The organism is Janthinobacterium sp. GW821-FHT03C08 (assembly GCF_059420905.1).
In genome coordinates this window covers 1-12,524 of record NZ_JBWKUP010000001.1, presented here as the reverse complement: position 1 = coordinate 12,524, position 12,524 = coordinate 1, and the positions used below count along the sequence as shown (strand labels likewise).

Here is a 12,524-nt window from a genome sequence, read left to right as displayed (position 1 = left end):
CTCTCTCTCATCAAGGACAGGCATGACGGACGCAACGATACCCCATTTACCCCTCAACGATGGCCGGCGCATCGCGCAGATCGGCTTTGGCACCTGGCCGCTGGACGATGCGCAGGCCGAGGCGGCCGTGCAGGCGGCGCTGGCCTGCGGCTACCGCCTGATCGACACGGCGGCCCGCTATGGCAATGAAACGGGCGTGGGCCGCGGCATCGCCGCCAGCGGCCTGCCGCGCAGCGAGGTGGCGATCACCAGCAAGCTGCGCGGCAGCGAACACGGCTACGACAGCACCCTGCGCGCCTTCGATGCCACCATGGCCGCGCTGGGCACGGATTACCTCGACCTGTACCTGATCCACTGGCCGCTGCCCATGCGCGGCCTGTACGTGGACACGTGGCGCGCCTTCATCCGCCTGCGCGAGGAGGGACGCATCCGCTCGATCGGCGTATCGAACTTCCAGCCCGCGCACATCGAGCGCCTGCAGGCGGAGACGGGCGTGTTGCCGGCCGTCAACCAGATCGAGCTGCACCCGGACTTCACCCAGGCGGCGCTGCGCGCCTGGCATGCGCGGCAGGGCATCGTCATCGAGTCATGGAGTCCGCTGGGACGGGGCGCCTTGCTGCAGGACGCCACGGTGGCGCGCCTGGCCGGCAAGCACGGCCGCTCGGCCGCGCAAATCCTGCTGCGCTGGCACGTGCAGCATGGCCTGGTGGCGATTCCGAAATCGCAGGACCCGGCGCGCATGCGGCAAAACCTGGCCATCTTCGATTTTGCGCTCGATACGGAAGACCTGGCGGCGCTGGCGCTGCTCGACGGCGAGCACCGGCAGGGCGGCGATCCCGACACCAACCTCGAGTTGTAGTCCCGGCAGGATTACCTGTGTGATTTCGCAACAGGCGTGGGGGCTGGCCAGCGCGGCTGGCTGCGCGGGCCATGCTCCCGCGCCCCTGTGATAGCCAGCCCGGCCGATAAACGGCCGGGTTCGATTGAAAATGCCAATGGTAAAAGATGTTTCTTTAATTGCATTTTAATTTCCTCGATGATATCTTTTGTCCTGTCGCAAAGAAATAACAAAAAATATAACATAATTGCTTTATTGGAATGGTTATCAAGGGGAAATATATGAATAAGACGAAACATGCGGTATTCGGACTGTGCCTCGGCGTGTCGGCTTGCCTGGCGCCGCTGGCCCAGGCGGCCAGTTGGGTGGAGATCAGCAATCCTGCCAAGAGCGGCTTCACGGTGGGCGGCAACAGCGTCACCTACGGCCCTGTCGCGGCGTCCAGCGTCTGGGTGTATGACGGCGCCAATCCGCCCGGCGCGCAAAGCGCGGCCGCCATCACGACCCTGCTCAATACGCAGTTCGGCCTGCCGTCCAGCGGCACCGGGTCCCTCGTGTTTGCCAGCCAGGGCGACCTGGCCAGCAGCAAGTCCGGTTCCTTCACCGTCAATTCCAGCTTTGATTACCTGGCCGTGCATTATGGCCGCGGCGAATTGCTGTTCCACTGGGACACCCCCGTGGCCGCCAATACGCTCTTCAGCATCGCCAACTTGCCGCGTGGCCTGAGCAATTTCCGCGCCTTCAGCTCCGTCTCGGCCGTGCCGGAACCGGCCACCTATGGCATGCTGCTGATGGGCCTGGGCATGCTGGGCTTCATGGCGCGCCGCCGCCGCGGCTGACGCTGCGCCGCAGGTAGGAAAAAAAAGCCCGGAGGCGCATCGCGTCTCCGGGCTTTTTGCATGCAGGCGGCTTGCCGCTTACCAGCTGTAGCCAGCCTTGGCGTAGTAATAGCGGCCGTTGAAGCCGTTCGGCGCGAAGATGCTGTACGGCTGGGTACCGGCGACGTTCAGGTTGCCTGCGCTCGTCACTTGCGCCGGGTAGCGGTTGGTGACATTGTCGATGCCGGCCACCAGGCGCCAGTTCTTGCCCAGCTTGACGGAGCCGGACACGTCCAGCACCCACTGCGGGTCATACGTCTGGTCCAGCTTGACATCGTTTTGCGGCACGGTGAAGCTGCCGTAGCGCGTTACCAGGCCGTGCACGTTCCAGATGCCGAAGCCATAGTCGGCGGCCAGGCTGAACTTGTCCTTCGGCGACGCCACGGTGGCGCGCGCGATGGTCTGGCGGTCGATCAGCTTCAGGTTGTTGGCCGTCAGGATGGCCGGGTTGTCGGCCACTTTTTCCACCGAACTCTTGTTGTGATTGTAGGCCACGGTGAAGTCCAGGCGGTCCTTGTCCTGCAGATCGATGCGGTAGGTGCTGACGATGTCCACGCCTTGCGTGCGCGTGTCGACGGCATTCGTGAAGTAGCGCGCCGCGCCCACGGGCGTGCCTTGCGCCGCCAGCTGGGCCTTCAGGGCGTCGTTCAGCGCCAGGTTGGCCGAGAACAGGATGCGGTTGTCGATGTCGATGCGGTAGGCGTCGACGCTGGTGGTGAAGTTGCGGTTCGGCTGGAATTGCAGGCCCAGGCTGTAGTTGCGGGCTTTTTCCGGCTTCAGGTCCTGGGCGCCGAGGGCGCGCGCCTGCGGCGTGTTGACGGCGAAGGTGCCCGTTTCGATCGGCGTGTTGACGCCGTTGATGACCTGGAAGTTGGTGGTGGTGATGGTGTAGTACTGCTGCGCCAGCGATGGCGCGCGGAAACCGCTCGACATGGTGCCGCGCAGGGACAGCGCATCCGTGAAGGCGTAGCGCGCCGAACCCTTGGCCGACGTGGTGCTGCCGAAATCGCTGTAGCGCTCATGGCGCAGGGCCACGCCGCCGGACAGCTGGTGCGTCACTTCCGCTTCCAGGTTCACATAGATCGATTCATTGTGGCGCGAATGGCTGCCCGCGTTGGCAGGGCGGAAGCCGGCAAAGCCTTGCGAGCCGCTGCCGATGTACGATGCTTCATCGCCGGCGCCGATGCTGTATTTCTCGCGGCGCGCTTCCGCGCCGACGGCTACGGTCAGGGGACCGGAGAAGGCGGCGACAGGGAATTCGCGCGCCGCGTCGAGGTTGAACACGGTCTGCTCGTTTTTCAGCGAACCGGCATAGAAATGCGTGGGGCTGTCCGCGCCCAGGGTGCCGATCGACAGGTTGATCGTGTTGTCCAGGTCCAGCTCGAACTTGTTGCTGCCGTAGTTCAGGCTGGCATCCCAGCGCCAGCCGGCCGCTTCGCCGCGCAAGCCCGTGACGATGGACTGGTCCGTCAGGGTGCTGTTTTGCAGCGGCAGGAAGCCTTCCGGGTACACGGGCGTGCGCAGCGCCGTGCCATTGTAGGCGGTGCGCCAGGTGGCGGCGGCCGACGTGTCGCGCTTGCCGTAGTTGCCGAAGGCATACCAGTCGACATTGTCGTTGATGTGGTATTCGCTGTTGAGGAACAGCGTCGCCGGCTGGCTTTCCGCATCGCCGTAGCGCTGGTTGACCTTGCCGTAGCGCGGTTCCAGGGGATTGCGGAAGTCGGCGCCGGCGCGGTTGGTCGGGTCGCGGTCGGCCACTTCCGCCGAGATGCGCACCCAGCCGTCGTCGCCCAGCTTGAAGCCGGCCGAACCCTTGATGCTTTTCTGCTTGCCGTCATGCTCTTGCGTTTGCGCATAGGCCACTTCCACGTCGCCGCCGGCCGCGCCTTTTTTCAGGATGATGTTGATCACGCCGGCGATCGCGTCGGAGCCGTACTGGGCCGCCGCGCCATCGCGCAGCACTTCCACGTGGTCGATGGCGGCCAGCGGGATGGCGTTCAGGTCGACGGGCGCCGAGCCGCGGCCCAGCGAACCGTTGACGTTGACGACGGCCGAGGTATAGCGGCGCTTGCCGTTCACCAGCACCAGGGTCTGGTCGGGCGACAGGCCGCGCAGCTGGGCCGGACGCACGGCGTCGCTGGCGTCGGCGCCCGTGGCGCGGGCAAAGTTGAGCGATGGCAGCAGGCGGCTCAGCACGGTGGCCAGCTCGCCCGAGCCCGTGCTTTGCAGGTCGCGCGAGGTGAGGATGTCGATCGGCGATTCGGAATCGATGGTGCGGCGGTTCTTGGCGAAAGTGCCCGTGACCACTACCGATTGCAGTTCGCCTTCGGCGGGCAATTCCTGCTGGGCTTGCGCCTGCATCGGCAGGCTGAAGCAGGCGACCAGGCTGGCGGCGATGACGGTTTTCACGGGGAGGGCGGAAATCTGGGAGCGGGCGGTGCTTGAACTCATCGACAATATCTCTTCGGTTAGTGTAGGCGCGGACCATGGCGGTCCGCTGACGAAAACAGCTTAGCAGCGGGCGAACGGCGTGCTTACGAATAGTTCTGTCTATCGATATGCAATAAATATCTGATACACATCAAAACGGCGCGCGTAACGCATATGGCCTCGTTTCCAGCATACGACCGGGCACGGCAAAGCCGCAATGCTGCACTGCAGTAAATTGCGTGTTGTTGTATAAATACGACTATGCGGGTGTGAGTTGGTCGTCGGGCGGTGCCTTGCCCCGCCCGGCGGATACGCCGCCTACTGTCCCGGATTGGGCAGGCTGGCGTGGATGGCGTCGACGGCCGCCACCAGTTCCGGCGACAGGCGGACCTCGTGGGCGTCGATATTCTGCCGCAGCTGCTCGACGCTGGTGGCGCCGATGATGGTGGCGGCCACGAACCAGCGCGTATAGCACCAGGCCAGCGCCAGTTGCGCCGGCGTCATGCCGTGCGCGCGCGCCAGTGCCGCGTACTGCCGCGCCGCCTCGACGGTAGCGGGGCGCACGTAGCGGGGACTCCAGCCGGCCGGGAAGCGCGTCAGGCGGCCCTGGGCCTGCGGGTCGTCGAGGTATTTCGCCGTCAGCTGGCCGAAGGCCAGGGGGCTGTAGGCGAGCAAGCTGACATTTTCCCGGTGGCAGGTCTCGTCGAGCAGGCTCGTCTCGAAATGGCGCGCCGTCAGGTTGTACAGGTTCTGGATGGACGCGATGCGGGGCAAGCCTTTCAGCTCGGCCTGCTTGACGCATTCGGACACGCCCCACGACGATTCGTTCGACACGCCGATGTGGCCGATCTTGCCCTCGTCGACCAGCTTGCCCAGCACGGCCAGGGTGTCCTCGATGGCGACGCAGGCGTGCTCCTTGCGCGGGTCGTACACGCTGGCGCCGAAGATGGGCAGGTTGCGGCTGGGCCAGTGCAGCTGATACAGGTCAATGTGCTCCGTCTGCAAGCGGCGCAAGCTGTCCTCGACGGCGGCGCGGATGTTGACCGCGTCGTGGTCCGTCTTGCCCTTGCGTATCCAGTGCATGCGCGAGTTCGGCCCGGCCACCTTGCTGGCCAGCACGATGTCGCCGCGCCGGCCGCTTTTCTTCAGCCAGCTGCCAATGTAGCGCTCCGTGCTGCCCTGCGTCTGCGCGCTGGCCATCACGGGATACATCTCCGCCGTGTCGATGAAGTTGATGCCCCGCTCCAGCGCGTAGTCGAGCTGGCTGTGCGCCTCGGCTTCGCTGTTCTGTTCGCCGAAGGTCATGGTGCCCAGGCAGATTTTGCTCACTTCCAGGCTGCTGCTGCCCAGCTTGACCCTGGCGATCATTGCGCTTGCCGGCCGCGCAGGGCGCGCGCGCAATCCTTGATCAGGGCGGGACCGGCGTAGATCAGGCCGCTGTACAGCTGCACCAGCTGCGCCCCCGCCTCGAACTTGGCCACGGCATCGCTGCCCTGCATGATGCCGCCCACGCCGATGATGGGCAGGGCGTCGCCCAGTTCCGCCTTCAGCAGGCGGATGACCGTGTTCGACAGTTCGAACACGGGCGCGCCCGACAATCCTCCCGCTTCGGCGCCATGCGGCATGCCTTCCACGGCGCTGCGCGACAGGGTCGTGTTGGTGGCGATGACGCCGTCGATCTGGTGGCGCGTGAGCGAGTCGGCGATGCTTTTCACCTGTTCGCCATCCATGTCCGGCGCGATCTTCAGGGCCAGCGGCACGTAGCGCTTGTGCTTGTCTGCCAGGCGCGCCTGCGCTTCCTTCAATTGCGACAGCAGGGCGTCGAGCTCGGACGCGCCCTGCAGCTGGCGCAGGTTCTTCGTGTTCGGCGAGGAGATGTTTACCGTCACATAGCTGGCGTAGGGGTAGACTTTTTCCAGGCACAGCAGGTAGTCGTCGGCCGCCCGTTCGATGGGCGTGTCGGCGTTCTTGCCGATATTCAGGCCCAGCACGCCGGCGCGGTTCTGGTAGAACTTCGACGCCTGCACGTTGGCGACAAACGCGTCCACGCCGCCATTGTTAAAACCCATGCGGTTGATGATGCCCTGCGCCTGCGGCAGGCGGAACATGCGCGGTTGCGGATTGCCCGCCTGCGCGCGCGGCGTGACGGTGCCCACTTCGATGGAGCCGAAGCCCAGGTCGGCCAGCGCGTCGATGTAGGCGCCATCCTTGTCCAGGCCGGCGGCCAGGCCGACCGGGTTGGGGAAGGTGATGCCCATCACCGTGCGCGGGTCCGCCGCCGGCTTGCCGGCCAGCTTCGTCAGGCCCAGCGCGCTGGCGCGTTTCAGGGCGGGCAGGGTGAAATGGTGGGCCGCTTCGGCATCCATGGAAAACAGCAGAGGGCGGGCGAGGGAGTACAGGAGTTTTTCAGACATGGGGGCGCTTTGAGTAGGTGTGCAAGCCGCCGGGAAGGGCTGGCGGCCGGCTATGTAATTGCCGGTATTTTACCGTGTTCCGCAACGGCGCCGGTGTATAGTTGTCATTGGCCTCAAGCAACATTGAGTCCGACCACGACTGTTGACATCCTCTGCTTCCTTACATCATAAGTGAGACATCGATTGAAAAAGACACGCATCCTGACCGCCATCGCGGCCGCCAGCGCACTGCTGCTGAGCCACCCGGCCCTGGCCCTGCCCAATACCGCGGACACCCGCATGCTGAGCGAACCGGCCGTCTCCAGCCGCCACATCGCCTTCATCTATGCGGGCGACCTGTGGCTGTCCAACCTGGACGGCGGCGGCGCGCGGCGCCTGACGTCCGACCTGGGCGACAAGTCCAATCCCGTGTTTTCGCCCGATGGCAGCCTGATCGCGTATAGCGCGAACATCGATGGCAATGTCGACGTGTACGTGATCGCGGCGGCGGGCGGCGTGCCGCGCCGCCTGACTTTCCACCCTGGCGTTGATCTGGCGCAAGCGTTCACGCCGGACGGCCAGGCCGTGATGTTCACCTCGCCCCGCGCCGCCTTCAACAACCGCTTCCAGAAGCTGTTTACGGTGCCCGTGGCGGGCGGCGTGGAAACCCAGCTGGAAATCCCGAACGCCTCGCGCGCCACGTATTCGCCCGATGGCAAGCACATCGCCTACAACCCGCTGATGCCCGCCTTCAAGCAGTGGAAGCATTACCGGGGCGGCACCAATTCCTGGCTGTGGCTGTTCTCTTCCGCCAATAAATCCATCGAGAAGATCCCCCAGCCCGCCACGCGCTCGAACGACGTCGACCCCATGTGGCTGGGCGATACCGTGTACTTCCGCTCGGACCGCAACGGCGAGTTCAACCTGTTTGCCTACGACGTGAAGACGAAAGCCGTGCGCCAGTTGACGCAACACAAGGATTTCCCCGTGCTCAACGCGTCGGCCGCGAACGGCACCATCGTCTACGAGCAGGCCGGCTACCTGCACGCTTTCGACATCGCCAGCGGCCAGGCGCACAAGCTGACCATCGGCGTGGCCAGCGACCTGGGGCAGTCGCGTCCGCGCTGGGTGAAGAATGCGAAATACATCCGCGACGCTTCGATCTCGCCATCGGGCGCCCGCGTGGCGTTCGAGTACCGCGGCGAGATCGTCACCATCCCCGCCGACAAGGGCGACGTGCGCAACCTGACGCAGACGCCGGGCGCCAACGAGCGCTCGCCCAACTGGTCGCCCGATGGCCGCTCCGTCGCGTACTTCTCGGACGAATCGGGCGAGTACGAGCTGCATGTGCGCTCCCAGGACGGCAAGGGCGCGGTGCGCAAGTTCAAGCTCAATGGCAGCGGCTTCTATGACAACGCCGTGTGGTCGCCCGACAGCAAAAAGATCGCGTTTGCGGACAATGGCTGGAGCCTGTACGTGATCGACGTCGGCACGGGTAAGGTGCAGAAGGTCGCTACCGAACCTATGTATGGCGTGGACAAGAGCATGCGCGCCTCGTGGGCGCCCGATTCGCGCTGGCTGGCCTACACGCTCAATTCGCCCACCTACACGCGCAGCGCCTACATCTATTCCATCGAGCAGAACAAGTCGATGCCCGTCACCGATGGACTGTCCGACGTGGCCCAGCCCGTGTTCGACAAGAGCGGCAAATACCTGTACTTCTTCGCCTCGACGAATGCGGGCCCCAGCAACAACTGGTTCTCGCAGCAGAACACGGACAACCTGGTGACGCGCACGGTGTGGATGGCCGTGCTGCGGCGCGACCTGCCATCGCCCCTGATCAAGGAAAGCGACGAGGAAAAGGCCGCCGGCGCGGAGAGCAGGAAAGACACGGCCAAGGCGGAAACGGAAGCGAAGAGCGAGCCGAAGATCGATCCGAAGACGGGGCGCGACGACCCGAAAGTCACGGTGGCTCCCGTGGCGCCCATCCACATCGACTTCGACGGCATCGCCACGCGCATCGTCGACCTGCCGCTGCCGGCCGCGCAGTTCTCCCGGCTGGAGGCGGGCGCCGCCGGGCAGATCTTCCTGCTGCGCGAAAGCGATGGCAAGAAGGCCTTGCAGCGCTTCGACCTGAAGGAACGCAAGGCGGAAACCGTGGTGGCCGACGCGGACGACTTCGACGTTTCCGCCGATGGCAAGAAGCTGTTGTATCGCCACAAGGATAACTGGGCCATGGGGTCCGCCACGGGCAAGCTGCTGGCGCCCGGCGAAGGCAAGATCAAGGTCGATGCCATCGAAGTGAAGGCCGACCCGCGCGCGGAGTGGACGCAGATTTTCAACGAGGTGTGGCGCATCAACCGCGACTATTTCTATGACCCGGGCATGCACGGCGTGGACTGGAAGGCCATGCGCGACAAGTACGCCGTCTTCCTGCCCGAGCTGTCCAGCCGCGCCGACTTGAACCGGCTGATCCAGTGGATGTGCAGCGAGCTGGCCGTGGGCCACCACCGGGGCGGCGGCGGCGATGATTTCATCGATGCCAAGAAGGTGCCGGGCGGCTTGCTGGGCGCCGATTACGAGGTGAGCAACGGCCGTTACCGCTTCAAGAAAGTGTACGGCGGCTTGAACTGGAACCCGGAACTGCGCGCGCCGCTGACGGAGCCGGGTCTGAACGTGCAGGCGGGCGAATACCTGCTGGCCGTCGACAGCCGTCCGCTGGCGCCGCCGACGAACCTGTACAGCGCCTTCGAGAACACGGCCGGCAAGGCCATCGACCTGACCGTGGGACCGTCGGCCGACGGCAAGGGCGCGCGCACCATTACCGTGGTGCCCGTGCCCAGCGAGGATGCCCTGCGCAACCGCGACTGGATCGAAGGCAATATGCGCAAGGTCAATGCGGCCACCAATGGCAAGGTGGCCTACGTGTACGTGCCCAATACGGCGGGCCTGGGCCACACCTACTTCAAGCGCTATTTCTTCCCGCAGGCGGACAAGCAGGCCATCATCGTCGACGAGCGCTTCAATGGCGGCGGCAGCGTGGCCGATTACTACATCGAGATCCTGCAGAAGAAGGAAATCGCCTGGTGGACCATGCGCTACGGCGCCGACATGAAGACGCCGTCCGCCTCGATCCAGGGGCCGCGCGCCATGCTGATCGACGAGACGGCCGGCTCGGGCGGCGACCTGCTGCCGTGGATGTTCCGCAAGAACAACATGGGTCCGCTGATCGGCAAGACGACGTGGGGCGGCCTGGTGGGCATCCTCGGCTTCCCCGTGCTGATGGACGGCGGTTTCATCACGGCGCCGAACCTGGCCTTCTGGACGCGCGAAAACGGCTGGGGTGTGGAAAATGAAGGCGTGGCGCCCGATATCGAAGTCGAGCAAACGCCGGCCGACGTCATCGCGGGCCGCGATCCGCAGCTGGAAAAGGCGATCGAAGTGATCCAGGCCGAACTGGCGAAGAATCCGCCCGTGCGGCCTGCACGTCCGGCGTTCCCGGACAAGAGTAAATAAGAACGGAAACCCCATTGCAAAGACCGTGGTCGGACCCTCAGGGGCCGACCACGGCCCTTCACCGTCGGGTTTTATTTACATCACCACCCACTGCCCCTTGATGCGCGCTTCCAGCGGCTTGAAGTTGATTTTATACGCCATCTTCGGGCTTTGTTCGATCCAGTAGCCCAGGTAGATGTAGGGCAGGCCCAGTTCCCGCGCCTGGGCGATCTGCCACAGCACGTTGTAGGTGCCGTACGAGGCGCCCGCCACGTCCGGATCGAAGAAGGTGTAGACGGACGACAGGCCGTCGGCCAGCACGTCGATGATGCTGACCATGCGCAGGGTGCCGTCCGGATCGCGGAATTCCACCAGGCGCGTGTTGACGCGGCTTTGCAGCAGGAATTGCGCGTACTGGTCGCGGCTGTCCTGGTCCATGCCGCCGCCCGCGTGGCGCGTGCTCTGGTAGCGCAGATACAGTTCGTAGTGTTCGTCGAGGAAGGACAGGGTGGCCACGCCCGCCTGCAGGTCGGCGTGCCGGTTCCAGGCGCGGCGCTGGTTGCGGTTGGGCGTGAACGATTGCGTCACGACGCGCACGGGGATGCAGGCCTGGCAGCCGTCGCAATACGGGCGGTAGGTAAAAATGCCGCTGCGGCGAAAGCCGTTGCGCACCAGTTCCGAATACACGTCGCTGTTGATCAGGTGCGAAGGCGTGGCCACCTGCGAGCGGGCCTGGCGGTCGTCCAGGTAGCTACACGGGTAGGGCGCCGTCGTGTAGAACTGCAGGGTGGCAAACGGTAGTTCGTTCAGGTGCGTCATGCTGGTCCTGTCTGGTCTGGCCGCGGCAAGGGTAGTCTGCCTGGAGATATCATAGCTTTTTTAGGCGGCGGTTGCAGCCTGCCAGTCGGTGATTTGCGCTGCTTCAATGGCGACGCGCAGGTGGGCCAGGAAACGCGCGCGCGAAATGGGCGCCGCGCCCAGCGAGGCCAGGTGTTTTGTTTCTTGCTGGCAGTCAATCATGGCCACGCCGCGCGCCTGCAAAAAGCGCACCAGGTGCGCCAGCGCGATCTTCGAGCCATCCGTGACGCGGGCGAACATCGATTCGCCATAGAACATGCGCCCGATCGACACGCCGTAGGCGCCGCCCACCAGTTCCCCGTCCAGCCACAATTCCGACGAGTGCGCGTAGCCCAGCGCGTGCAAGCCCGTGTAGCCGGCGATGATCTCGTCCGAAATCCACGTGCCCGGGCCGTCCTTGCGCGGCGCCGCGCAGGCGCGCATGACGGCCTCGAAGTCGCCGTCGAAGCGCAGCTGCCAGCGCCCGTCCGTGGCGGCGCTGCGCTCGACCTTGCGGATCGCCTTGGCCAGGCTGTCGGACACCTTGAAGCGGTCCGTCATCAGCACCATGCGCGGATCGGTGCTCCACCACAGGATGGGCTGGCCCTCGGAAAACCAGGGGAAGATGCCGTGCTTGTAGGCGTCGAGCAGGCGCGCGGGCGACAGGTCGGCGCCGGCCGCCAGCAGGCCGGGCGCTTCGCCGGTCAGGGCGCGCGAGACGTCGGGGAACGGCGTGTGGATGTCGAGCCAGGGAATCATGCGGCGGCGCGCTCAGGCAGTGTGTTCGGCATCGGCATCGGCAGCGGCATCGGGGCGCGCCATCGGACGCGTGATGTCGCCCGTATGGAAGCCATAGCTGCCGCCTTCGCGGATTTTCACGCGGTCGGCGAAGAACAGTTCCAGGGTGGCGCGGATGGTGGGGAAGGCCAGGTCGTCCCAGGGTATCTGCGCTTCCGTAAACAGCTGCACTTCCAGGCTTTCGATGCCGGGCGCGAAATCGAGGTCGCGCAGGCGCGCCAGGTAGAACAGGTGCACCTGGTGCACGCGCTGCACGTTGAGCAGCGAAAACAGGGGACCCAGCTCGATATGCGCGCCCGCTTCCTCCACCGTTTCGCGCTCGGCCGCGTCTGACGTGGTTTCATCGTTTTCCATGAAGCCGGCCGGCAGGGTCCAGTAGCCGTAGCGGGGCTCGATGGCCCGCTTGCACAGCAGCACCTGCAACTGGCCATCCTCTTCCCACACGGGGATGGAGCCGACCACCATCTTCGGGTTCTGGTAATGGATGGCGTCGCAGTTGGCGCACACATAGCGCGGACGGTTGTCGCCTTCCGGAATCGACAGGCTGACAGGATGGGCGCATTCGGAGCAGAATTTCATGGGCAGGCGTAGGGTAAGAATGGTGTCGGGTAAGGCGCTAGTGTAACGCTTACTGTACACCGATTGCATGCGCCGTGGCGTGACGGGCGGACACAATGCCAGCCGGGAATGAGCCGACGTTTTTAAGGTGCTACTTAATTTAATGGCTCTATTGCACTGGAAGTTGAGATAGCTATTGTCTAAGCCACCCATTTGCCCTTATAATTCTTGTGCGGGGTGGAGCAGTCTGGCAGCTCGTCGGGCTCATAACCCGAAGGTCACAGGTTCAAATCCTGT

9 protein-coding genes are annotated in these 12,524 nt (G+C 64.8%); 3 read left to right on the top strand and 6 right to left on the bottom strand.

Annotated elements, in window-relative coordinates; all coding sequences use genetic code 11:
• The first annotated feature begins 22 nt into the window (after positions 1–22).
• Positions 23–859 carry an aldo/keto reductase gene (locus tag AC07VL_RS00045; protein WP_494804055.1) on the top strand — a complete coding sequence of 279 codons (837 nt, stop codon included), beginning with the start codon at positions 23–25 and terminating at the stop codon, positions 857–859.
• Positions 860–1,119: 260 nt separating this feature from the next.
• Positions 1,120–1,677, top strand: coding sequence for a PEP-CTERM sorting domain-containing protein (locus AC07VL_RS00040; RefSeq protein WP_494804054.1), 558 nt, complete (start codon positions 1,120–1,122; stop codon positions 1,675–1,677).
• 78 nt (positions 1,678–1,755) lie between these two features.
• On the opposite strand, the gene AC07VL_RS00035 is transcribed toward AC07VL_RS00040, so the two are convergent.
• From AC07VL_RS00035 to AC07VL_RS00025, 3 genes are all read right to left on the bottom strand, one after another.
• Positions 1,756–4,167 carry a TonB-dependent receptor plug domain-containing protein gene (locus AC07VL_RS00035; protein WP_494804053.1) on the bottom strand — a complete coding sequence of 804 codons (2,412 nt, stop codon included), beginning with the start codon at positions 4,165–4,167 and terminating at the stop codon, positions 1,756–1,758.
• Positions 4,168–4,464: 297 nt separating this feature from the next.
• The gene (locus AC07VL_RS00030) at positions 4,465–5,511 is read right to left on the bottom strand and encodes an aldo/keto reductase (RefSeq protein ID WP_494804439.1); all 1,047 of its coding nucleotides are present in this window, start codon (positions 5,509–5,511) and stop codon (positions 4,465–4,467) included.
• Positions 5,511–6,560 carry a quinone-dependent dihydroorotate dehydrogenase gene (locus AC07VL_RS00025; RefSeq protein WP_494804052.1) on the bottom strand — a complete coding sequence of 350 codons (1,050 nt, stop codon included), beginning with the start codon at positions 6,558–6,560 and terminating at the stop codon, positions 5,511–5,513. The genes AC07VL_RS00030 and AC07VL_RS00025 overlap by 1 nt, the downstream gene beginning before the upstream one ends.
• Positions 6,561–6,743: 183 nt before the next feature.
• Here AC07VL_RS00025 and AC07VL_RS00020 point away from each other — a divergent pair, with 183 nt between their 5' ends.
• Positions 6,744–10,055, top strand: a complete 3,312-nt coding sequence (locus AC07VL_RS00020) for a S41 family peptidase (protein WP_494804051.1) — start codon at positions 6,744–6,746, stop codon at positions 10,053–10,055.
• Positions 10,056–10,130: 75 nt separating this feature from the next.
• Here the strand turns inward: AC07VL_RS00020 and AC07VL_RS00015 are convergent, their stop codons facing one another.
• The 3 genes from AC07VL_RS00015 to AC07VL_RS00005 are packed head-to-tail and all read right to left on the bottom strand — an operon-like array spanning position 10,131 to position 12,248.
• Complete coding sequence (locus tag AC07VL_RS00015) at positions 10,131–10,853, bottom strand: arginyltransferase (protein ID WP_494804050.1); 723 nt, start codon at positions 10,851–10,853, stop codon at positions 10,131–10,133.
• Positions 10,854–10,913: 60 nt separating this feature from the next.
• Positions 10,914–11,630 carry a leucyl/phenylalanyl-tRNA--protein transferase gene (aat, locus tag AC07VL_RS00010; protein WP_494804049.1) on the bottom strand — a complete coding sequence of 239 codons (717 nt, stop codon included), beginning with the start codon at positions 11,628–11,630 and terminating at the stop codon, positions 10,914–10,916.
• Positions 11,631–11,642: 12 nt separating this feature from the next.
• On the bottom strand, positions 11,643–12,248 hold the full coding sequence (locus AC07VL_RS00005; RefSeq protein ID WP_494804048.1) for an NUDIX hydrolase: 606 nt from the start codon (positions 12,246–12,248) through the stop codon (positions 11,643–11,645).
• Between the last annotated feature and the right edge of the window lie 276 nt (positions 12,249–12,524).